A 23541-nucleotide genomic window follows, 5' to 3' on the forward strand; every position below is an offset into this window, starting at 1 on the left:
GCTCATTGCGACTGAGGTCCTTACACGCAGACTCCTGCGCCAGCGAACGCGTTATAGAAGCCAACACCTCCCTTCCGCCGCCTTCCACCCAAAATCGACAGTGTTACAATAAAATTGACTTACGAACAAGAAAGGAAGATGACCATGGCAAATGTCATGATTCTAGGCGCCCACGGACAAATTGCAACATTGGTACGCCAGCGCCTGTTGAAAGAAACTCAGCATCATCTTAACTTGTTTCTGCGTCACGCTGAGCGGCTGCAAAACGTTAATGACCAGCGGGAAACCGTTGTTGACGGAGATGTCACCGACACTCCCCTTCTGACAAAAGCCATGAACGGCAGTGATCTTGTCTATGCCAATCTAGGCAACAAAGGCATTGAAAACCAAGCCAAGTCAGTGGTCCAAGCCATGGATGCCAACAACATTAAACGGTTAATCTGGATTTCAACGCTGGGCATTTATGATGAAGTTCCCGGTGCATTTGGCCGCTGGAATCACAAAATGTTAGACGGTGGCTATCTGGAAACTTATGCGGCGGCCGCTAAAGTCATTGAGACGTCTGATTTAGCTTATACGATTATCCGTCCGGCATGGCTGTCCAACAAAAATATCGTGAGCTACGAGATCACCCAAAAAGGTGAGCCGTTCAAGGGAACAGAGGTTTCACGCCGCAGCATCGCGGATCTAGTCGTCAATTTAATCAACGATCCTAGCCAGCACATTGGTCAATCACTTGGGGTTGACCAACCGAATACGCAAGGCGACAAACCTTCCTTCTATTGAAACCCGTTCTTTGCCAATTAAAAAAGATTTCACCGGAAGCCTGCTCAGTAGGTAGCAACTTTTTAAGAGGACTCGGCGAATTTTTTTATATTATTAATTCCATAAACCGCGATCTGATATAAATAAATTGGAATCTAATTTTTAAGAGGGAATGTATCTATGCAAATTCAAAACCGCATCCGAAAATATACGTCGAGTTGGTTACTGTTAACGCTGCTGCTTGCAAGTCTAACGTTCTTGTTCAGCCCGCTAATCAGCCCGCCGACCGTCGTTGATGCGGGAAAGAATGTCCCGGTTTCTGGTTTAAATCGCAATGATGCAACGATTACCGACATTAATCAAAAAGATGTGACCCATACAGCGCGTCTTTCACGAGGCCAGCTTTATTACTTAACGTACCATTGGCAAATTTCCGATGGGGTCACCGTTAATGCCGGCGACACTGCCGAATTTTCACTGCCATCATCGGTGTTGCCGCAATCCGACATTAGCTTCAAAATATTAAACCCCGGCACCCAGGAAACGATTGGCAATGTTTTTGTTAAAGCAGGCAGCTCCCAAGGGCTCATCACCTTTACCGACTTTTTCAGCCAAAAGACGGTTAAACGCGAAGGCACCTTAAAACTCCAAGTCAATGGCCGCTTTAACGATCCCGATCACCAGCAGGTTAGCTGGTATATCAATAAAGCCGGCTGGGTGGTGACGCCGCCTAAGGGTAATCATGCAGCGGATTCGAACCAATATGTCGATTCACTGGGCAGACCAAAACTCTTTCAATGGCAAATCACGTTAAACCCTCAAGGCAAAACTATCCACGATGTTGTCCTGCATGATACTTTGGATGCAGGTCAGACATTTGATGCTTCGCATGCATTGACCGTAGCCACTGGCACATACAGTCAGAACGCCTTTCATCAAAATGGTACGATTAAAGTTACTCCTCAAGTAAACGATCGGGAAATGACGATCCCCTTAGGCACCATTACCACAGCCGTTGAAGTCAGCTTATGGACCAATCCGCTTTCAACCAGTTTTGGAAGTTTTAGCGGTGACAAGAACACCTGGAACAATCAGGTCACGGCAACAGGCTCGCAAGATAGCGGGCTGAATCCAACCGCCAAGGGTAAAATCACTTGGAATAACACTGGTGTTGGTATTGGCTCAGTCAGTCAGGTGAAGCTAACTAAAGTAGGTGCGACAAGACCGCAGCAACCATTAAAAGGGGAAACTTTTGCACTTTACCGCAATGATGGCAAACTTGTTAAAAACGGGCTGACGACTGACAAGAATGGCAGCTTATCAATTTCTCAGCTACTGGCTGGTCAGTATCAGTTTGTCGAAACCAAAGCACTCGCTGGCTACCGACTCAACCGACAGCCAATTAAATTCACTTTGACCAAAGATCATCCGCGGGTGGCCATCAAGTCAGCGGATATGCCGATAACACCTGCTTCATCATCAAATTCATCGAGCACTTCCAATTCGTCTGCATCATCGGCTAAGCCATCTTCTAAAGTATCGAGCAGCTCTAAGCCATCAAAACCTTCGTCTAAAGCCTCAAGAAGTTCAAAACCATCAGAGCCCTCGTCTAAGGCATCCAGCAGTTCAGAAACTTCATCTAAATCACCGAGCAGCAGCCCCAAGCCATCTGAGTCGTCATCTCAGGCATCGAGCAGCGTCAAACCGTCGAAACCATCCTCAAGCACCAAGCCGTCTAACCCGCCGTCAACGTCATCAAGCGCGCAGTCGTCTGCATCTTCCTCAAGCCATCAGGTTGCCTCTTCTAAATCGAGTTCGTCAGTTCCTGAATCAGCTTCCAGTACTGGGTCAAGTGATTCATCAGCAAGTCTTAAGCCATCAATGGGCGCTTCTTCATCAGCCCCTACTAGAGAATCCGCCAGTTCGACCTCTGAAAGTCATACGTCTCAGCCAGCCAAATCTGCAGTAACTTCTTCGGTAGCCAGTTCCGATACAGCTTTGCCAACGGACTCAGACACGAACACGCAATCCGGGCAAGACGATCCCTCAACTGAAACAATTAATCCCCACAGCAAGCACGCCTCCAAGCGATGGATGATCCTACCCAAGACAGGTGAACGCCTTGTAAGCGCCCTGTCCACTGCGATCGGCATCGTGTTAACTGTAGTCGGTAGCGTTCTGTTCTTTAAGAATCATCGATAAACATCAATTCAAACGCTTTTACTGAAAAGAATAGGCCAAATCAAGGGCTTATTCTTTTTCTCGTCTTTAGAACAAAACCGCGGTCATCCTTGATTCGATTATGGATCCCTCAAGACTGACAGCTGATCAAACGAATATTTTACTTGCGTCTATAGCCCTCAATACGCTACGCTTATGCTCGTAACGATTACGGTTAAAGGGGTTTTACGAATGATGAAACGAGTATTGACAGTCATCAGTCTACTATTATTGTCGGTTGTGGCGGGCGCTTGTGGCACAACCGCTAAGCAGTCCGGTGACAATGATAAAATTCAAGTCGTCGCTTCTGTTGATTTTTATGGTGAAGTTGCCAAAGCTGTCGGCGGCAAAGAGGTGCAAGTCACTTCGATTATTGACAACCCGGCAATTGATCCCCACGATTATGAACCAACCACCCAAGTTGGCAAGCAGATAGCGACTGCCAATGTGGTGATTGCTAATGGCATCGGCTACGACGGCTGGATGACCAAATTGATCAAGTCCGAGAACAAGTCTAAACAGTCTTTACGGGTCGCGGAAGATATCATGGGTAAACATGAAGGCGACAATGAGCACATCTGGTACGATCCGCGAACCATGCCGAAACTCGCAAACGCGCTAGCTGCCAGATTTGCAAAACAGAATCCAGACAAAAAGGCGACGTTTAAAGCTAACGCCAAGCACTATATTGCTTCACTCGGTAAACTCAATGACCTGATCGGAAAACTTAGGCAAAACGCCAAAGGCAAGAAAGTAGATGTTTCCGAACCGGTCTTCGGTTATGCGCTCGATTACCTCGGCTATCAGATTAACAACCGCCACTTTGCCCAGGCGACTGAAGAAGGTACCGATTATAGCGCTAAAGATATTCATAGCGTCGAAGAAGACATTAAGACAAAGAAAATTGCCTTTTTCGTTAACAATAGTCAAGCCAGTTCTAAAGTTGTCGATAGTTTCATTAAACTCGCAAAAGAAAATAAGGTTCCGGTTCTTAATGTCACCGAAACCTTACCTAAAGGCAAAAACTATCGCAGCTGGATGCTCAGTCAGTATCAGCAGTTAGAAAAGATTCAAAACCAAATAGCTGCTAAGTAATTTTGACCACCAATCGCTCCGATTTCGCTGTTTATTTTAGGAACTTTTCTTGGTCGCTTGTGAAACATTGTAACATCTGCAATCTTTTCGTAAACTTTTTGCAATGAATTCGTTTTCATTTGCCCTAGACCGATTGAATTTCTTTGACGTAGCTCCTACAATGTAGTTGTAAACAGGAGCAACCAAAGGGGAGATGTTTCTAATGTCATTGATCAAGCATACTTTTAAACGCGTTGAGCATCTGATCGCCACACCACGCGATCCCCACGAAGAAGAACAAGCCCGTTTGCAGGCTGACTTGTTCTACACAAATCTCAGTAGCCTACAACCAAAAACAAATGCAAGATTTTGATTGATGGTTACCACGGTTCTGGCTGTCTCGACGTTGGTTGAGGCGGCTTTTTTATGCGCAAAAGTTGCACACTTAAGCTCCGGACAATGTCAATCCTGTTACCATTGCCAGTATCCCTAACAGCACACTACTCAGACCATAAAGTGCTGCCAATCGCCATTGACGGTTCCTCAGCAAAATAAACGTGTCCGTCGTGAAAGTTGAGAATGTCGTAAATCCACCACAAAAGCCAGTTAACAAAAGTGGCCGTAAATTCGAAAGTACTGGCAATCCGGCCAGAAGACCAGCTAAAAATGCACCCAAAACATTAATCAACAGCGTAGCAAATGGCTTACCTGGCCATAAAGTTCGTCCCAACACGGTCACCCCGTAGCGACACACTGCTCCAAATCCTGTTCCAATCCCTATCAGTATTACCATAAAGCGCCATGATCCTTTCCAACCGTGAATTTGGCGACTAGTACGCCTACCACTACAGCTAGCATCCCTCCCAAAAGATTCACACTTAGCATCAAGATAGCCGCAAGCATATTCGTTCTGATCAGACTTACGAAGTTCAACATAAGCGTGGAAAATGTTGTGAACCCCCCGATCAAGCCTGTTCCAATCGCTAACAGTAACCATTCAGGCAAATCAAACTTCAAGTCCAATCCATAAGTGGTTACTGCCAACAAAAAGCTTCCTAGCAAATTCACGATCGTTGTTCCCATCATAGTTGCTTGATCTGCTGTTACTGCACTAATCAAGTAACGCAAAACACCACCGAAAAAACCGCCAACAAAAATACCTACCAGCCAGCCAAACCGTACTTGTTCTCGCTGTATCATAACTGTTCATTCTCCTTTTCGTGCGTCTCCTGCCAGCCATACATAAAAAGACACCTACCCTGTCATATATCCCAAGGTAGGTGTCATCAACTAAACGTATAGGCGAACACCATCGCCATTCATTTCAAAAAATTATAGCAAACTTTTCTCCACGAAAAAACCCGCATTCACCTGAACACGGGTTTTTCATTTTGCCATGTACATCGGATTTATGTTTCCGGTGGCCATGGTTTACGTTGTGCGTTGTTCCGCTCGTTGCGGCAGAAATTGATTGAATTGGGAGTAAATCAAATGACAACGCTCTCTAAAGCCTTTTTTGAGTAGCTGCGTGAACACCTCAGACGATGTTGTTGTGACCCCAAAGATGATCATACTTAAATCCGGTTAGGTTTTCAACTTGCGCTTTAACCTTCGGATCAACATCGGACATCTTACCACCGGCCTTCAGACGATCGATTTCGTCACGCAGAGCCTTGTGACTTTCACGATCCAATTTGAAGAAGTAAGAAGTGACAAATGCCAAGAGCAGCATGAGGGCGGTACCAAGCAGCATCCATAAGATCAAACCGTTTAACGCACCTGCACTTTGGCTTTTGGCTGATTCATTGAAGCCAAATGCTGATAGCACAATCCCGGTTAAGAACGGTGCCAGTGCAGAAGTGGTCTTGCGAGCAAACGTCATGATGCCGGCAAAAATACCTTCGCGCCGTTGTTTGGTGACCATTTCATCCACATCAGGAATGAAGGTGTAAACCGTCCACGGAACATAACCGGTACCAGAGTTTGAAATGCCCCACGTAACCTGAAGTGCGTACAAGGTCATGATGCCCCAGCTGGTACCTGCAGCCGAACCATAATAAAGACCGGCATAGCAAGCAACCGTAAAGAACATCATTAAGTACATAATCCGCAATAACTTAGACGGGCCAAGTTTGCTCATGATCTTCGGCCAGAACAGGTTACATGGAATACCAATGATTGAACCAACTGTCAGGATGTTCGAAGCTTCGGTTGGGTTACTCTGCATCGCATAAACAATGTAGAAGACATACGTCGCACCCACAATATCGCGGGCGGTAAATGAACTAAGATAAATAACTAAGTGAAGTGCAAAGGACTTGATTCGGAAAACCGAACCCATATCCTTAATCATGTTCCAAAGCGTTACCAAAGGATTTTCGCCTTTGTTGCGGCTTTCTTCGATGATCGCTTTACGTTCTTCAGGCGTACCGTCAGTTTCCCGCTCGAAAGTGGAGAAGTAGGTTAAGCCGATCGCAAGAATAAAGATGATGGCTAGGACAATACCAAGCGTTAAGAACGCGTTGGGATTGTTTTTACCCATAATAGCAAAGATCCGACCTGGCAACCATGATGCAAGGAACGTTGCAAGCGCTGACCAAAGCATCCGGGAACTGGACAAACGAGCTTTCATATCGTAATCATCTGTCATTTCAGCAGCTAAGGTCTCATAAGGAATCATGACCAGCGCCGTGAATGCTTCCATGAGCAGATAGGTAAACAGATAATACCAGAAGCCCATATGTGAAACCCAGATGACAACGTAGATAAACATTAACGGAATGGAGATCAGCAGGAAGAATCGTCTGCGTCCAAATCTCCGTCCCATTTTAGTTGCGCCAAAATGATCGGTTAAATACCCCATCAATGGACTAATTAATGAGTCAGCTACACGAGCAATGGCAAGAATCGTACCACCAAGGACTGGTGACAAGCCACCAAAGGATGTGTAGAAGAAAAGCATCCACGTTGAGGCAACCGTTAGCGCCCCATTACCAAATAAATCTGCGGCACCGTAACCAATAACATTACGCCACCGGACTTTCCTCTTCACGATGAAAGACCTCCCTGTTTGATTAACAACAAATATGAATCCGAATCCGCTTTTCGTAAACGTTTACAAAAATGAGATTAACATCGTTTTCGTAAAACCACTACCAAAATTAGGAGATTTTAGTAAAAGAAACGCGATTGCTATTGATATGTCCCAAAACCGGAACAAATCTACAGAGTCCGTTCATTTTGAGCCATCTGTCCAATCGGCAGGGTTTATAATCCCTGCCGCGAAAACTTGTGAAACATGCGGCAAGCGCTTCTTAAAACGTAGACCTTTTTACTAGAATGACCCGGAATTTACCGGTATCGACCATTGTTTCGAAGTTTCTCTTCACGCTGTTCGTCAAAAAAAGCGCCTGTTTTGGTCGCGTATTTTCACTTTGGGACAATGAAATACTAAGTTTGGAACAAATACACATTTCGCCAATCCTACTATTCTCGAGAATAGGTGATATTACGCAATTTATGCTCGCCTAGTCGCTTTGATTTTTAGTAAACGCTTAAACGCCATATTGATTTTTCAATATTTACAACGTACGCTAAGAAAAAGCGTTCTTTACTTATAAAGGAGTAAGTTAAATCATGTCAAACATAACAGCAGCATTGTACGCGCCAGATCATTTAAGCGTTAACTTGCAGCACTTTGCCTATAACGTTCAGCAACATCCCCGCTTCAGTTGGTGGAATCATAGTAGTTTCTCTGATGCCTCCCAAGCGGCGTATCAGCTAGTTGTCTTCAAGCGGCTTCAGGATCGCGATCACCAAACCTACCTATACGACAGCGGCTGGGTCCATTCAGCACAAAACTCAGCCGTCACTGCCGCAAACTTAGCAGACAGCTTGCATCCTGGCGATCTCTATTACTGGCAGGTCCGGATTAAAGACAATCTTGGCCACACCAGTGATTTCTCACAGCCAGCGAAATTCATTTGTGCTGACCCCGCACTGCCCGTTCAGCAAGGCATCTGGCGGCAATCGCAACCAAAATCTGGTGAAGAACTAGCCCATATCGGCAACGTCGTCTTTCTTCGCAGTCCGCAGTTGACCATTGACACGAACGATGTCGACACGGCAGTTGTGGTTGCCTTCGCGCGCGGCAATGAACCGATTTTTGCCCAAAGCTTTGACCTATACGTTAATGGCCACTGCCTCGGGGTCGGTTCCGCGCGTCAGCAAGAACACGATCACGGCACGGACCGCACGGCAGTTTACTATAATGTCTACGATGCCACTGATTACCTGGAAAGTGGCACCAATACGGTAGCAGCGCTGGCAACCGGCAGTTCAGACCGACGCGCTTTTTGGTGCCAGTTGATTGTGTACAAACATGACGGTACCAAAGAAGTCGTCACCACAGCTGATCCTAGCTGGCGGGCGCTGGACGGCAGCAGTGCTTTTGGCGACTTCGGGGTCAAAATCCGCTCCCAATATTTTGGCATGGTCAGTGAAAATATCGATATGCGCTACTACCCACAAAACTGGGCAAGCAAGACCTTCGATGACCATGATTGGCCAGCTGCTTGGCGCAACCCGCAACCGATGATCGCTGATGACGAAGTTCTGGTTCCCTATCGCAGTGAAAATACCGAGCGCATTGAGGTCCATGACGCCAATAAACGTATCGTCACTTTTTCACCGCAAAATCGGTTAATCGATCTAGGTAAAGAAATTATCGGCGGCCTGACCGTTGATCTTGCCAGTGATACGGATCAACGCGTGACTGTGCTGATGGGTGAACAACTCGAAGACAACGGCCACGTCCGCCACAACATGGCTTGCGGCCCTGACTACGTTGAAAATTGGACGCTGGTCAAGGGTGAAAATCATTTCACCACTTTGCAAATGAAAAATTTCCGCTATGTTGAACTACTTGGTTTCGAAGGTGACCTACACCTCGATGCCATTAATGGTTGGGCCATGCAGCAGCGTTTCCCGGACAACGAAGGCAACTTCCAAAGCGATAGCGACCTGCTAAACCGTGAATACGAGCTATCTAAGTACACGATTAAGGCCACTAATCAGGATGTTTTTGTTGACTCGCAGGCCCGTGAACGGCGGCCGTATGAAGGCGACTTGTTGGTTAACGCGAATACAAGCTACACAGTATCCGCGAATTATTCACTGGCCCGCCACTCCTTGGATTATTTAATCGACAACCCGACCTGGCCGGAAGATTACAAGCTGTTCGCAATTGAAATGGCTTGGCTTGATTTTCTTTACACCGGCGACGATACGCTACTCAAGACCCGTTACACGGCCTTGCAGTACAAGTTGAACCGCGGCAAATCCGCCGAAAGTTTTGACGGCGCATCGCAGAGTTTCAAAGGTTCACTAAAAAATAGCAAAGGTGTCGACAATTTCGATGAAAAAGTCGGATTGGTGACTAACGACGGCTTGGTCGATTGGCCAATTTCGGAACGCGATGGCTTTGTGGAAGGCACCTATAATACACCGTTCAACGCCATTTTCTACGGTGCTTACTCGACCATGGCCAAAATCGCCAAGGTTCTGCATCATGACGACGACGCGGCGCACTATCAAGATCGGGCAGCAACGATTAAAAAGAATCTGATCGACAAGTTGTACGATGACCAGACAGGCCGATTCTTTGATTCACTGAATGCCGACCAACCCTCAACCGCCATACCTCACACCATGCTTCAGCCTATGCGCTTTGCTATGGCGTGTATACTGACCAGGCAATGGCTGATCGTTTGAGCCAGTTTGTCGCTAACAACGGCCAATTCGTCGGCAGCATTTACTTTATCTACTTCATGCTCAAAGGCCTGTTCGAATCCGGTCACGCGGCAGACGCGATTACGTTGCTGACAGACCCGAACGATCAAAAGGATCACAAATCATTCGCCGCGATTCTCGACAGTCTGAAAGCCACCATCGCCCCGGAAGCTTGGAGCAATCACTACAAGCCGAACTTGACGCTGTCCCATCCGTGGGGTGCCACCCCGGGATTAACCATCGTTCAGGGCATTGCGGGCATCATGCCAATCGAACCCGGATTTTCTACATTCAGAATCAAAGTTCGTGCGGGCAACCTGACCCACCTGAACCTCACCACCCCGTCCGTGAAGGGCCTCATCACCGTTCATTATCAGCAAGACGCAGGCAACCAAACTCTAGAAGTTGCCGTACCGATGAATGCAAAAGCACAAGTCGAACTCCCCGCCCAAGCACACCAAGTGGCCGTGCAGGATCAATTCGGCAAAGATTGGACAACTGCCGTCCAGCACGATGATCAGACCTTGACCATTCCGGCCGGCAGCTACCGGATTACTTATCAACAAGGTACTGCGGGTAAGTAATGCGCATGCGTTTGAAAAAGGGAACGTAATCAAAAAAGAAGATGCGGAGTCCCTTGAGTTTGGTATGTAATTTCTTTGTCTGCAAAAAATGCCCTGAAATTCCAAACAAAATGGAATCTCAGGGCATTTTAGTTTGAAGTTAGTGTTACGAGAGTGAGTCATAGTTCTGCTGACTTGGTTTTAATTTGTTTTCGGATATTTTGATTTCCTCGGTTGAATAACTAGGCGGCGTTGGGATTTTCCAGATGTGGTATTCAAAACCGGGATCATTTCCATCCAGTAGTGCATCAAGCTCGTTAATTCCCCGCTGAACCTTGCTGATTGATTTTATATTGTCACTCATTCTAAACGCCCCTCAGCTTTTTGCTTTCCGGTACTTAGACAAACAGAGCGCACCGAAGAAACTCGAAACGACCAACAAGTGATGGCTAATGTGTTTATCTCGTTGAGCTAAGACCGATTAACGATTGGACCGCTTCTCTTGAGCTTCTTTGAAGCGCGTATTGAAACGGTCTAGGTCGATTTGATCACGCGGCGTTAAATGTCCGATTTCTTTAAAATGCAAGCCGTGTTTAGGAAAACTATAAAGACGGCCAATATCAATCCACGAGGGTTGTCTAAGACCGACGACCTGCCAGTCTTGAATCTGATAATACTGTCGTCGAATAAAAGCTGACTTATTTGCATACTTAGTCGTGATCTTGAAACCTGTGACGCGCGTTTCTGTCACACTTCGAACTAACACCGGCCGCTTTTTACCTCCGCTACCTTCGACAAAAGCAACATAAAGACTCACGAGATCATTCGTCTTCATTGAGCCACTCATCGACTTCTTTCGCGTCCTTGAAAACTGTTACTGGTGTATCTTCAGTGCTTTTAAGGAAATGTAAAGTCGCTTTCTCATTCTCGGTTAAAGCCGGCTTAAACGGTAGCGCACCAGTAGCAACAATTCGCTTATACAACATTGTGATTGCTGTCGTTTGCGTCAATCCGAGCCGCTCCAAGACCTGCTCAGTATCGTCGGCTAGTTCCTTATCAACTTGAACCTGTATCCGCTTCTTCTCTTGAACCGCCATGGTAAACATCACCTTCTTGTGGTTTGTACTCATTATATACTACTTTCTGAGTATAAAACAGGATCAACTCTGCATCTGCATAAAAACACCTTGAAATTCCAAATTGCTAGGAGTTTCAGGGCATTTTAGTTTGAAGCCGGAATATGTCACCGAGCCTTTTTCCCGGGCTCATAGAAATTCATATTTCGCTCTATTTCAAGAAAGTCAGATGAACGTTCTTGCCTCTTTGGGATTCTGTGCAATTATCTGAATAAGTTTACGTGTGGGCCCCTTTGAACGACGCCTACCGGATTCCCATGCGTCAGCAGTTTTCGGTGAAACTGCGATAATTCGTGCAAAAACACGTTGCATAGTTGGGGTTGGTTACCAGATTTTTTTGATTTCATCAGCCGAGCAATTGAGCGGTGTTGGGATTTTTCGAACGCGAAATACAAAACCTAACTCTTTCCCGTTTCAGTAGTACATCAAGCTCGTTGATTCATTGCTGAACCTTACTGGCTGATTTTACATTGTCGCCCTTAGCAAATGCTGACAAAAACTCGCTTGGCCTTTTTAGCATTATGGTATCTTCTTGTGTCCGGACGAAAATTAATGAAATATAGCTCAAGGGTGACTACTGAAAGTAACTGTAGGCTCTTGCACAAACTCTTTAGAAGTTCTGCGCAAAATACCAAAGTACGACAAGTTGAATAAAGGTGAAAGTAAGATCATAGGTCAACGCCCATTTGCTGTTTTCCGCTGTAAGAAAATACGCAGCAAAATTTGCAGTGATCAACAGGACATTGATAATCCAGATTAAGCCCTTTGTCCTTTTATCAAGTTTACCTTTGGATGTCTTAAGAATCCAAATGATGACAATCGTAGTAAAAACAATTTGAGTTGCATCACCAATATTCATTCGCCCACCCCTAACCTCTAAGTGATGCCGTTCACCGCGCGTCTTCCGAAAGTGACTTCAGACTTTTAAAATGAACCTTTAGAAGTTTCGCGCAAACGACCACATGATGACTAACTGGATAAAGGCAAATGTGTAGTTATAGGCAATTGCCCAATGGCTTCGTTCAGTCGCAATGATATAACCTGCGACATTCCCGACAATCACTAAGAGAACAACAATCCAAATTAGTTCCTTAGTTCTGCGATCAATTTTGCCCTTCGACGTGGCAATAATCCAGATAATCACGACTGGGGCGAACATAATTTGAACGATATCCCAGACAGTCATTTACGTCAGCTCCCTGCCTATTAGTCGTGTCAGACACCGGTCTTCAAAGTAAAAGGTCTTGTATAAGCGTAATTTATACCCATTCATTCATATCGGTCAACAAATTATACTCAGTCTTCTATTGCCGAACTATCAACATCCAAGTACCGTATATTAAAAAGAGCGTCTATAAATTATTTGTTATTTATATCCTGAGATTCTCACTAGGTTGATGCCCTGACTTTAAACTTTTCGAATTCAGGGAATTTTAAAAATACCGAGGTCAAATAACTTTCAATTTCATCCGGAAAACGCTATCATAAAGTTACCGGAGCATAGACTCCGTGTAAATTTAGTGGACCTCGAGTCCGTAGTATCGGCAACGATACTTGATGCCTGCCATAATGATGGCGAAAGGCATTTCTGTGGCTTGATAAACAAGCCACAGTGGCAACCTTATCCTTTTGGATGGGGTTGCTTTTTTGTGAGCGTGAACAGGAGCGCCTAGAAATCGGAGTGTAAGTGGCCTCAGACCTAAATGGCTGGTCTTTGGCCATTTAGGTCTGAGGCCCTTACACGTAGATTTCTGCGACTGTGAGCGCGTTATAGAAAGCGGAAGTCTGGTCTCACATTTGCCTAAAATAGAACCATCTTCCACTGAAACTATTTGGCGATTGCGACCAAGCTCCTTACACACAGACTCCTGCGCGGGGGAGCGCGGTGAGCGTGAGCCGGCGCGGTTAAAAGTCGGCCTGAAGATAGCTTTGGGTGAGAGGACTTCCACCTTGCAAGCACATCATATTAGGCATTCACCACTTCCCAATATTCACACCATCAAGCCAAACCTCGCCGACGGTTCGCAAGCTCCGTCAAAGCCAAGCCAACAATGAACAACCCTGCAAAGACAATACAAACGATCAAGGAGAAGTGCGTTGGGCTGATCATCCCGGTAAGACCATTCATGTAGAAAAACCAGAATAGCGCCATCAGCAACGCCAACAAATGCCCTGAGTTCAGTAAGCTTCCCATCCCTTGCGCCAATGCAACTGTCGCCACAGCCACAAATAGTAGCTGAAGCGCAGCACTAGGCGTCCGGACGATGAAAGGTACCATGATGACCAGTGCCAATCCGCCGCTGACCAACAATTCGGCCCATTTTTGGTGTTGATTCGCTGCCGGAACCGTATTCAGCCATGACTGCCAGCCGCGTGGTGATGAGCCTAACGCACTCAGCCATGGCAAGGCCAAAAGCCATACGATCGGCAAACCCGCTTCTTGTTGTGCTGCGGTGGGAACAAACCAGACAATCAACCAACTTCCCAGCAAAAGCGCGCGATAACGCCACGAACCGATGTGCCACTGACGTTTTGCTTCCACTTGCAGGAGTTGCGGCCACTGAAAATGTCCAGCCTGAATGGGAACATAGTCCGCTGGTACTGAAGCGCTAGACGTTGGCACTTGGGCTTGATGCCTTACTTTTAATCCACCGGTTTGCCGCGCCTTGTGCATCAGTAATGCCGCCACCAGTGCAATGCCTACCGCAATCAACATCTCACCGAGCATATAGGCCAGTGTTGTCCGGTCAAACGCCACGGGGCCAAAATGTAGCGACAGCTTGCCTTGCTGTCCTGCATAACTGCTGAACATTTGAATCCCATCGATTGGGCGACCGATGACACGTTCACTAGCGCGACTGACCGTATCTTGCAGTGACGTCAAGCCGCTGAGACTCAACAAGCGATGCCAAAATGCGTGCGGCTCCGATAGCTGCGTGGCATACACATACAGGAGACCGAACATAAAGACTGTGACCAATCCACTGCGGCGTTTAGCTGTGATACTTTCGACCAGTAACGCCAGCGCCGCAATCAAGGCCATACTCGGCAACAAGGCCAGAAACGGCGACAAAAGGGTGGCCAACCCTATGCTTTGTCCGGGAAACCGGATCACCACCATCAAACCGGTAGCAAACAGTGTTACGAACCACATTGACAGCAACACCAAAAAGTTACCGACAAATAAAGCCAGTCCATACGATAGCCGCGCAAACCGCGTTGCTGCAATCCATGGCCATACGCCACTAGTGCGATCGGTTTGCAGCGCATTTTCAACCGCGCCTATGCCAAAAAATGGCAACGTGAAGCCGAAAATCAGCGCAGCACAGATTGGCAACCAAGTCGGATTATCCGCCTGCCGAAAAATCTTAGGATCTAACGATAGGACTTTAATACCGGTGTTAAACCGCGGGGTACACAGAATCGCTAACACGACCACTGTTCCGATCATCAGCCAGAATGAGTGCTGGCGGGCTCTTTCTTTGAACGATGTTTTGATCATGGTTAACATGCTGATCACCGGCTTTCCAAAGCACTTAACGTTGCATCTTCCAACGTAGGCGTCACCGCCACTGCCTGAGGTGTTGGTGATTGCTTGGCAACGGTCCGAATATGAATGCCATCAGTGGCTTGCCGCATTTCGCTCATCGCCTGATCGGTCTGCGGTTCCGTCCCTTGCGGTAGCACATACTCCCACACGTGACCCGTCGCGGCTTGAATCAGTGCCGGCGCAGTGCCTTGGAAGACCAACTGCCCGCCTTTTAGCAACAACAATTGACTGGCAACGGCTTCGACATCTGAAACAATGTGCGTTGACAACAAGACAATCCGTGTTTGGGCCAGTTCACTTAACAAATTACGCATCATAATCCGCTCAATTGGATCAAGTCCGGCAGACGGCTCATCGACAATAATGATCTGCGGATCGCCTAACAATGCGGCTGCCAAGCCCACACGTTGCCGCATACCACCGGAAAAACCACCTAAACGTGCATGGGCGGCACCTTGCAAATGCATTTGCTGCAACAATGCCTTGATTTGGCGATTAGCCTTGGTCGTTGGCACCCCTTTGAGTGCGGACAAGTATTGCAAATACTCCGTTGCGGTCAACTGCGGAATAATCGGTACGGTTTGCGGCATATAACCCAATACCCGCCGCATTTTGCCAGGATGCCGTAAGATGCTTTGCCCGTTCAGCAAAACATCTCCAGCCGTGGGGCGCATTAACGTCGCCAAAATTTTCATAAACGTCGACTTTCCGGCCCCATTTGGCCCAATCAAACCAACTAAGCCACCGCTTTCAATCGTCACTGAAACATGATTCAAGGCCATTTTATTGTGAAATTGCATGGTCAAATTTTTCGTTGTTAGTTTCATAAAAATCAACCTCCGAACGCGTTATTTCACCTGATTGTCGCCATTGTGCGTCACTAGGCGAAGCTGCGTATCAGCCGGCCGGTTATAAGTGACGTTGTTTTCAGTTGTGGCACGTGTAAATATCTTGTTATCGCCAGAACCGGTGCGTAATTCATAGCCGCTTTGCTTATCTGCGCCGGTGACGACATTATCGCCATACGTATTGTTAACCTGATTCTTCCCTTTCAGCTCACTGTGCTTCATGTGAAAATCGCCACTGCTCAAGGTAAATTGTCCTTGGGTGATTGCGCTGTCGGTGACAAACAGATCACCGTATTTCGTCGTGACTTTTGGTTCACGCAATGTTGCGTTCGTCACGCGAACATTGCCGGAATCTGACTGCAACTGCAGCTCTGCCTGCTGAACATCGCTGACCGTCATATCGCCGCTGCTTGCGCTGAGCTTGAGCTGGCCGGTTTTGGCAACGGCGTAAGTTAAGTTACCGGAGTCAGTGTGGATCATCGCCGCCGTAATGGTTTGATCGCGTGGCACCGTAATCGTAATTTGCGGTGAACGTGTCTGACCGAGCATCATGCCAAAAATCGGCTTTCCTTTTTGCGTCAACTTGAGCTGACCGGAATGAACCGTTTGCTTAACGTGTCCTGATCCCACTGATCTGACTTGAACTTGATACCGCGCGCCGGTTTTCACAACCACGTCCATATCATTGGCAGTCACCGAGAGTCGCGAGAACGGTTTGACTTGCTGCGTTTTGGTTGTCGGGTTGGCGATAATGGGCTGTCCATGTACCACCGCAATCGGCTGCAACCCGTCATGAGCGGCACCGATGCCCAGCATGGTCAAACCAAGCACGATTAGCAGTCCACCAATTGCCAGGAATCTTTTCATCATAACCGGGTCACCTCCAAATGTTGCTTGCGGACACGCCGATAGATCCACCGGAAGAAGCGGGCCACCACGTTAAACATGCCTTGGGTCGTCCATTTCAGTAACGGTATCAGGAAAAGTCCCACGCCAATGGCTGCGATTCCTAAGCCCACGTAGCTCAACGCCACCATGGGATGGGCCAGCAGGAACAGTCCGGCGAAGATCGAAAAGGCACCGACGCCTAAGCCAAGGCCAGTGGCACCGGCGAGCACCAGCAGAATCGCCAAGCTAACTGCCGCAATCACAATCAGCAGTGCCAAAACGATGACAAACAACGCAATGGCAACCGGAACTGTCATCGGCGCCGACAAAATCGCCAATACAATGGTCTTGATCTGTCGAGCGTTGGCTTTAGGCGATGCCGCGGAGCCAGAAGCCGTGCTGCTTTTAATCGCATAATCTGCCAAAATCTGGCGACCAAGCTGCTGCGGTGTGCCGAGCGCCTTGGTAATTGCATCACCGTCCGTCAAGCCGCCATCTTCGGCATAATCCTGAAAAAAGGCAACGGCTTCTGCCCGTTCATCGCTGGTTAGCGGCGACAGTATTTGCGTTAGTGCCTGAAAATAAGCTTCACTACTCATGACCGTTTCTCCTCCTTCGCTTGGTTACCTGCGTCGGGCAGAAAATGCTCAATCTGCTGCTTGAAAGTTTGCCAATTGGTTTCGGTTTCCTGTAACAACTTGGTTCCGGCAGGCGTAATCCGATAATAGCGACGATTGCGCCCTTCGTATGGCTGATCGTAAGTCGTTAACGCACCTTGAGCTTTTAGGCGGCGCAACACTGGGTACAACGTGGAAGGGGAAATGCTAATCACCGCTTGAATTTGTTGGGTCAGTGCGTATCCGTATGCATCGGATTGTTGCAACACGGCGAGCACAATGCCATCTAATAGTTCCGCACTGAGCGGCATACTCATGAACCCAACCTCCTTCCTTATTACATCGTCGCCTATATTATACGTCATATAATATCATATGCAAGAAAGCTAAGCGAAAAAGGCTCAAACTCTTTGACAGTTATAAGCACGAAAAAACGGCCAACTCCTTCATACCAAAGGGATTGACCGCTTAGTGATACTTAGCGATTTATCGTAAACTTTCACTTATTAGGTCTATTCGTCGACTAACGTTGTTTTCATATCCACTTCTTTAGTGACAACGCCAGCTTGATACAGCGCCTTAGCAATGGCGTTTTCTTCAGCCACAATCGTGCTGTTGCCGTTAATCAGGGTCATGGAATAGGTTCGCCGTTCGACCATCTTTTGGATCACCGCATCTGAAAGCTTGAGGGTCTTGCTTAGCATGGCAATCAGTTGGGTATGGTGCGCATTCGCCCACGTCATGTCGTCATTCAACGCTGTGGTCAGCAACTTGCTTAATGACGTGTGATTCTTGGCATAGCTTTGCGTCGAAATCAGGAAGTCCCGGTTTTTGGACAGGCCGGTGCCGTTGGTCAGCAACTTGGCATTGTTGTTTACTTGCGCGGTTGCCGTGTACGGATCCCAGGTGACCCAGGCATCCACACTGCCTTTAGCAAAAGCAACCGACGCCGAACTCTGATCCATATTCACCAACTTGACATCGCTGGTTGATAGTCCGGCTTTCTTGAGCGCCTGGATGATCAGGTACTGGGCAGCAGTGCCTTTTTGATAAGCAATCGTCTTGCCTTTGAGTTGCTTGAGACTGGTGATGCCGCTATTTTTGCCAACCAGAATGCCGCTGCCGTATTCTTTCGTGGCCCCTGCGGCAATCAAAGCGATGTCGGTACCGGATGCCTTAGCCGTGACCGGTGGCGTATCGCCGACTCGCGCGTAGTCAATGGCGCCGCTTTTAAGAGCGGTCATCAGTGCCGCGCCATCCGAGAATTCCTTGAAGACCACTTGATAGTCTTTTGCCTTCAATTTCTTGGCTAGTTCGCCGCGCTGACGGGAGATGTCCACCGGGTCGGCTTTTTGGTAGCCAATCGTGACGGTTTCCTGATTGGTCGAAGCCGTGGTAGTTTGGGTATAGCCATACACGGCAACGCTGAACCACGCAAAGAGACTGACTAACAGTAAAATGAATCGAAATTTACGCTTCATAAAGTTTCCCGCCTCGCATGAGTTGGTCGCGTAGTTTCGGTCGCAAAACCTTGCCAGTAGTATTCACTGGAAAAGCTTTAACAAACACGACTTCGGTCGGACATTCGTAAGCAGCAAGGTGGTGGCGGGCAAAATCGAGTAAGTCAGCCTTGGCTTTTTGCGGATCAGCAGTTGGATCCTGCCGAATGACCACAGCCGTGACGGCCTCTCCGTACAGATTGTCCGGTAATCCAATGACCGCCACTTGTGCGATCCAGTCCAGTTCGTTAAGCACATTCTCGACTTTGGCTGGTGCCACCTTTTCACCGCCGCGATTGATCATCTCTTTGCGGCGGCCTTTGACAAAGAGGTAACCGTCTTGATCCAGATAGCCAATATCGCCGGTCAAGAACCAGCCATCGGCAAATGAATCAGGATGCGGCTCGAGATAATCGTGAATCACGTGGTCGCCGCGAAGGACAATCTCACCTTCGACAAATGGTTTTTTGGTCAACGTGCCGTCTGCCAATCTGATACGAAGATCCGTACCAACCGGTTTGCCTGCTGACCCGATTTTGGGTGCCTGAATCGGATTCAGGGTGCTTTGACTGGCCGTTTCCGTCATGCCGTAACCTTCCAAAACCTGCGTGTGAAACCGCGATTGAAACGCCACGAGTTTGTCTTCTGGCAAGGCGAAAGAAGAACTGCGGACAAACCGCAAATGGATATTGTCGTGATACGCTTTTAAGGCATTTTGGTTCATCAGCAGAATCGAAATGATCGTCGGAACCACCGACACCCAGGTCACGTGATTGTCTTCAATGGTTGGCCAAAAGGCACTTGCCGAAAACTTAGGCGCAATGACCAACTTACCACCGGATAGTCGGGTGGCCAAAACCGAAATCACCTGCGCATTGATATGAAACATCGGCATCACGACCATTGCCGTGTCATCCGGCGTTAGTGCGTGGCTCATAATGTCATAGTGGGCGGCGTTAACCAGCATTCGGTGCGTCAGGCCGACCCGTTTCGGTTTTCCCGTGGTGCCTGAGGTGTTCAGAATTAAAGCCAGATCATCTTCACGCGGCGCCATTTGTGGGGCGTTGATGCGATAAGCCAGCTGGCCTGCATCGGTTAGAATCGCCAATTCCGGCATGGTATGCAAGCGAACCCGCGCCCATGGGATCAAGGGTGCTTCCATGGCTTCTCCCAGGGCTGGCAGGGTGATGACCGCTTGATAGTGATAAGTGGTCCACTCGTTAAGCAATTCCGGTACCGGCGTTTTAGCCGCGATCGGATGGGCGACCGCACCAATTTCCCAAAGCGCCTGATTAAGCGGCAGGAAGACCGGTGAATTCGGCAAGACGATCAAAACCTGGTCCCCAGCGCCGATTTTCCGTTCGGCAAATTGCTCGCGTAAGGCAGCAACATCTTCTTCTAAGTCGCGCCCCGTGTACCACGTATTGGCAGCAACGGACTTAACTAAGGGATAATCACGATGATTGATGAGATTCTGAGATAACTGATCGGTGAGCTTGCTCATGATGCAGGACTCCTTTCGCAGATAACGACAACGATTGCGGACGGCCTATTAACCATCCAAACGGTGAAACTTTGTAACAGAACCAGGCGATCCCAAAAGAGACGCCGAGAATACCTAGATAACCAAGCGGCAACAGTAACAGCAGGGTCAGATTGCTAAGATGCATCAATCCCAGCACCCCGCTTAATAACGACAGTGCGATCGTTTGGCAAAGATAGACCCCAAAAGAAACTTGGGCACCATTACCAACTAAGCAAGCGAACCAGTGGGTAGGTTGCTTGGCGTGCCAGGTAGCATACTTTTGGCCAAGCAGTGCCACAAAAGCAATCATCACCACGTCATAGACCAACATATAAGGTTGATGCGGTGAAACGGCGGCGCTATGGGTCATGCCCAAAATCTGTTTATTAAAGACATAAAGCCCAATTGTGCCAAAACTGAGTATCAATGTGCTGATGCCGATGAGCAGTTGATGATCCAGCAACCAATCCTTGACTGCCTTAGCATGTAAGCTGAAAAGGCCACCGGCAATGAAGAAGAATTGATACGTGAAGACATTGACGCCATAAGCACGGAACCACCATAGCCAACCACTGGTATCGATGTGGGGCAGTCCGTATTTAATCCCGGCCACAATCAGCAGTTGTAAGCCAAAACTGGCCAGTGCCAAAGCACCGTGATGCCCTTCTGTCTTTTTAAACAGCCAAAGCATCGCCGGAAACAACAGATACAGTTGCAACGTGACTAAGACGTAATATAGGTAGAACTGATCGCCATGCAGGATAGCGCTGAGATAGTCCGGCCAGAAATTGGCAATGGTAAAACCGCCAATACCAAGCAAGATGGATCCGATCATCAGCAACGTATTCCACAAAACATAGGGAATGCCGACAGTTGTGAACCGTTTTTTGAAAAACAACGGCCAATTACGTTTCCGCGAATAGTAAACCATGGTCAGAACCAGTCCGGTCATGAACATGAAGCCCATCCGCGTGAAGTGGATCATCAAGTGCGTAGCAAGTAAGGCGGTGCTTGCGAATCCGGATGACAGCTGATGCTCAAACGCGGTTGTCGTATGATTCAACAAGACCCCGGCAATGAAAATCAGTCGCATCAAGTCAATTTCATATAGGTAACGATGTTTCTTAGCAGGCTTGGCAGCAGTAGCGGTTAATACTGGCTCTTTCATGAGGTCACCGGCTCTTCTGACAAGATCGCTTGCAACACCCGGGCAGCGGTTTGGGCCACTACTTCAGGCGACTGCCCCCGGGCTCCGGTCGTTTCGGCAACCAACTGGCCATCCCTGACGACAATAATCCGATCCGCCATCCGGGCTGCTTCGTTGACATCATGCGTGATAAGCAACGTACTCAGCTTTTGCTCGGTAAAAATTTTCAAAATGAGATCCTGCATCCGTTGCCGCGTCAACGCATCTAACGCGCCCAGCGGTTCATCAAGGAGCAACAATTGCGGCTTAGCCAGTAACGCCCGGGCCAACGCCAGCCGTTGCTTCTGCCCGCCGGAAAGTTGCGCCGGATAACCGGTGCTTTTATCGGTTAAGCCAACTGCATGCAAGAGACTTTTCGCCTCGCTGATGACCTCCGGATCCCGATTCTTAAACGAGACATTATCCAGATTGGTCAGCCACGGTAACAGACGGTCATTTTGAAACATCACCCGCATCACTAAGCCTTTTTCACGACTTAGGTGACCGGCTGTCGGCGCTTCAAGCCCAGCGATCAAGCGTAAAATCGTGCTTTTTCCGCCGCCGCTCATCCCAACCAAGGCCAGGAACTCACCTGGGTACAAGTTGAGCTGAATATCGTTCAGGACGGTTTTGTCACCGTATACTTTTTCCACATGTTGCAGTTTCACAATTGGGTTGGTCATGCGTCAACGCCTCCTTGTCGCCAGCTGAGGAAAAGTCGTTCCAGATTCTTAGCAATTACATCAGAAAGTTTTCCTAGCAAGGCGTAAATCAAAATACAAAGTAGAACCGTATCCATGCGCATAAATTCTTGGGCGTTGGTGGCCATGTATCCTAAACCGGAAGTGGCCGAAATCGTCTCGGCAACAATCAGAGTCGTCCACATGACACCAAGTGCGTAGCGAACACCCATCAGAATGTTGGCCAAGGCGCCCGGGAAAATCACGCGGGTGAACAATGCCCGTCTGGAAAGTCCATAAGCCCGGCCCATTTCCAGTAGCTCCGGGTCAGCGCCCGTAATCCCTTGATACGTATTGATATACATCGGGAACATGACCCCGATCGCCACCAACGCGATCTTAGCGGGTTCGCCAATCCCCATCAGAATAATCATCAAAGGAATCAATGACAGATGCGGGATATTGCGCAACATCTGAATGGGACTATCCAGCAGCGCGCGGATCGGTTTGACCAAGCCGTTGATGAGGCCAAGCACAAAGCCGACACTGCCGCCGATGGCAAAACCGGCCGTGGCCCGATATAGGCTAATCGCAATGTTCTTTGGCAATTCACCGTTTTGCCACAACGTGATGCCATCTTGGATAACGGTCGTCGGAGCCGGGATCAATGAACTGGTGACCCAGTTAAAACTGACTACAGCCTGCCAGCCAATCAGCACCGCCAGTGGCACGATCCATGGCAGTACCTTCAACCAATTCACGGATCGTCTCGTCCGCTTTTTTGGCTGTTGCGTCAGTGTCGTTACTTCTTGCATCAGCGCCATCTCCTTTAAGTTGATGGTGTTCATACTACGGGCAGCGACTTAAAGCTGACTTAAGTCAATTTGAAGAGTTTATGACCAAACCGTCATGAAAAAATGTCTTTTCGGGCGGGAAACGGCGTTGGGCCAGTAAATGAGCGGGTTGAGGGAAACGAAAATAACGGTTTTATCCCTTAAAAGCCGTTTTGCTAAATCACGAAGAGCCAAAAGATTTTTGACAGTTCGTTTTTGTAGACGCTTTCATAAAACCTGAAGTACACTAAGGAAAATGTCTTGCTGTTGGGGTAACCAAGGCGGTGATCATATCTCATGCTTACTATTTATGCCAATACTTAGGGGAAATATTGTCATGGCTGGTGTTAAACTATTTACCTCCGAA

Annotated in this window: 20 protein-coding genes, 2 pseudogenes and 1 riboswitch; of the genes and pseudogenes, 4 read left to right on the forward strand and 18 right to left on the reverse strand. The window is 48.0% G+C overall.

The window, feature by feature from the left end:
* The first annotated feature begins 144 nt into the window (after nt 1-144).
* The 3 genes from LBCZ_RS11170 (at nt 145) to LBCZ_RS11180 (ending at nt 4080) form a co-directional block, all read left to right on the forward strand.
* Nucleotides 145-786: an NAD(P)H-binding protein gene (locus LBCZ_RS11170; protein ID WP_010492451.1), complete on the forward strand. Its 642-nt coding sequence runs from the start codon at nt 145-147 to the stop codon at nt 784-786.
* Nucleotides 787-945: 159 nt separating this feature from the next.
* The gene (locus tag LBCZ_RS11175; protein WP_039639988.1) at nt 946-2967 is read left to right on the forward strand and encodes a SpaA isopeptide-forming pilin-related protein; all 2022 of its coding nucleotides are present in this window, start codon (nt 946-948) and stop codon (nt 2965-2967) included.
* Between the two features lie 210 nt (nt 2968-3177).
* Nucleotides 3178-4080 carry a metal ABC transporter solute-binding protein gene (locus LBCZ_RS11180; RefSeq protein WP_025012862.1) on the forward strand — a complete coding sequence of 301 codons (903 nt, stop codon included), beginning with the start codon at nt 3178-3180 and terminating at the stop codon, nt 4078-4080.
* Between the two features lie 424 nt (nt 4081-4504).
* Here the strand turns inward: LBCZ_RS11180 and LBCZ_RS15030 are convergent, their stop codons facing one another.
* The 3 genes from LBCZ_RS15030 to LBCZ_RS11200 form a co-directional block, all read right to left on the reverse strand.
* Nucleotides 4505-4852 (reverse strand): fluoride efflux transporter FluC, encoded by a 348-nt coding sequence (locus LBCZ_RS15030; protein WP_025012861.1) that lies wholly within the window; start codon nt 4850-4852, stop codon nt 4505-4507.
* The gene (locus tag LBCZ_RS11195; RefSeq protein WP_025012860.1) at nt 4846-5259 is read right to left on the reverse strand and encodes a fluoride efflux transporter FluC; all 414 of its coding nucleotides are present in this window, start codon (nt 5257-5259) and stop codon (nt 4846-4848) included. Before LBCZ_RS11195 ends, LBCZ_RS15030 begins: the two co-directional genes overlap by 7 nt.
* A gap of 70 nt (nt 5260-5329) precedes the next feature.
* Nucleotides 5330-5385, reverse strand: a riboswitch (Fluoride riboswitch).
* Between the two features lie 211 nt (nt 5386-5596).
* Nucleotides 5597-7111: an MFS transporter gene (locus LBCZ_RS11200; protein ID WP_025012859.1), complete on the reverse strand. Its 1515-nt coding sequence runs from the start codon at nt 7109-7111 to the stop codon at nt 5597-5599.
* A 584-nt stretch (nt 7112-7695) separates the two neighbouring features.
* On the opposite strand from LBCZ_RS11200, the pseudogene LBCZ_RS11205 reads away from it, so the two are divergent.
* Nucleotides 7696-10433 (forward strand): annotated as a pseudogene (locus tag LBCZ_RS11205) (family 78 glycoside hydrolase catalytic domain).
* Nucleotides 10434-10578: 145 nt separating this feature from the next.
* Here LBCZ_RS11205 and LBCZ_RS11210 read toward each other — a convergent pair.
* From LBCZ_RS11210 to LBCZ_RS11280, 15 genes and pseudogenes are all read right to left on the reverse strand, one after another.
* The gene (locus tag LBCZ_RS11210) at nt 10579-10776 is read right to left on the reverse strand and encodes a hypothetical protein (RefSeq protein WP_025012858.1); all 198 of its coding nucleotides are present in this window, start codon (nt 10774-10776) and stop codon (nt 10579-10581) included.
* 179 nt (nt 10777-10955) lie between these two features.
* Nucleotides 10956-11247 (reverse strand): annotated as a pseudogene (locus LBCZ_RS11215) (hypothetical protein); the annotation flags it as partial.
* On the reverse strand, nt 11234-11509 hold the full coding sequence (locus tag LBCZ_RS11220) for a type II toxin-antitoxin system RelB/DinJ family antitoxin (RefSeq protein ID WP_025012856.1): 276 nt from the start codon (nt 11507-11509) through the stop codon (nt 11234-11236). The gene LBCZ_RS11220 and the pseudogene LBCZ_RS11215, both read right to left, overlap by 14 nt.
* A gap of 649 nt (nt 11510-12158) precedes the next feature.
* On the reverse strand, nt 12159-12407 hold the full coding sequence (locus LBCZ_RS11225) for a hypothetical protein (protein ID WP_025012855.1): 249 nt from the start codon (nt 12405-12407) through the stop codon (nt 12159-12161).
* A 78-nt stretch (nt 12408-12485) separates the two neighbouring features.
* Complete coding sequence (locus LBCZ_RS11230) at nt 12486-12734, reverse strand: hypothetical protein (RefSeq protein WP_025012854.1); 249 nt, start codon at nt 12732-12734, stop codon at nt 12486-12488.
* An 813-nt stretch (nt 12735-13547) separates the two neighbouring features.
* Nucleotides 13548-15059 (reverse strand): hypothetical protein, encoded by a 1512-nt coding sequence (locus LBCZ_RS11235; protein WP_041084773.1) that lies wholly within the window; start codon nt 15057-15059, stop codon nt 13548-13550.
* A 5-nt stretch (nt 15060-15064) separates the two neighbouring features.
* Nucleotides 15065-15925: an ATP-binding cassette domain-containing protein gene (locus tag LBCZ_RS11240; protein ID WP_025012851.1), complete on the reverse strand. Its 861-nt coding sequence runs from the start codon at nt 15923-15925 to the stop codon at nt 15065-15067.
* 21 nt (nt 15926-15946) lie between these two features.
* Nucleotides 15947-16816, reverse strand: coding sequence for a DUF4097 family beta strand repeat-containing protein (locus LBCZ_RS11245; protein ID WP_025012850.1), 870 nt, complete (start codon nt 16814-16816; stop codon nt 15947-15949).
* Nucleotides 16813-17433, reverse strand: a complete 621-nt coding sequence (locus tag LBCZ_RS11250; RefSeq protein ID WP_025012849.1) for a DUF1700 domain-containing protein — start codon at nt 17431-17433, stop codon at nt 16813-16815. Before LBCZ_RS11250 ends, LBCZ_RS11245 begins: the two co-directional genes overlap by 4 nt.
* The gene (locus tag LBCZ_RS11255) at nt 17430-17768 is read right to left on the reverse strand and encodes a PadR family transcriptional regulator (protein ID WP_025012848.1); all 339 of its coding nucleotides are present in this window, start codon (nt 17766-17768) and stop codon (nt 17430-17432) included. The genes LBCZ_RS11250 and LBCZ_RS11255 overlap by 4 nt, the downstream gene beginning before the upstream one ends.
* Nucleotides 17769-17963: 195 nt before the next feature.
* Entirely contained in the window at nt 17964-18932 is a 969-nt protein-coding gene (locus LBCZ_RS11260) for an aliphatic sulfonate ABC transporter substrate-binding protein (protein ID WP_025012847.1), read from the reverse strand.
* Nucleotides 18922-20454, reverse strand: coding sequence for an AMP-binding protein (locus tag LBCZ_RS11265; RefSeq protein WP_025012846.1), 1533 nt, complete (start codon nt 20452-20454; stop codon nt 18922-18924). The genes LBCZ_RS11260 and LBCZ_RS11265 overlap by 11 nt, the downstream gene beginning before the upstream one ends.
* A complete protein-coding gene (locus LBCZ_RS11270) occupies nt 20405-21643 on the reverse strand; it encodes an acyltransferase family protein (protein WP_025012845.1) in 1239 nt (412 codons plus the stop codon). The genes LBCZ_RS11265 and LBCZ_RS11270 overlap by 50 nt, the downstream gene beginning before the upstream one ends.
* Entirely contained in the window at nt 21640-22344 is a 705-nt protein-coding gene (locus LBCZ_RS11275; protein ID WP_025012844.1) for an ABC transporter ATP-binding protein, read from the reverse strand. Before LBCZ_RS11275 ends, LBCZ_RS11270 begins: the two co-directional genes overlap by 4 nt.
* On the reverse strand, nt 22341-23156 hold the full coding sequence (locus LBCZ_RS11280) for an ABC transporter permease subunit (RefSeq protein WP_025012843.1): 816 nt from the start codon (nt 23154-23156) through the stop codon (nt 22341-22343). Before LBCZ_RS11280 ends, LBCZ_RS11275 begins: the two co-directional genes overlap by 4 nt.
* Nucleotides 23157-23541: the final 385 nt, after the last annotated feature.

Source organism: Lacticaseibacillus casei DSM 20011 = JCM 1134 = ATCC 393, from assembly GCF_000829055.1.
GTDB lineage: Bacteria > Bacillota > Bacilli > Lactobacillales > Lactobacillaceae > Lacticaseibacillus > Lacticaseibacillus casei.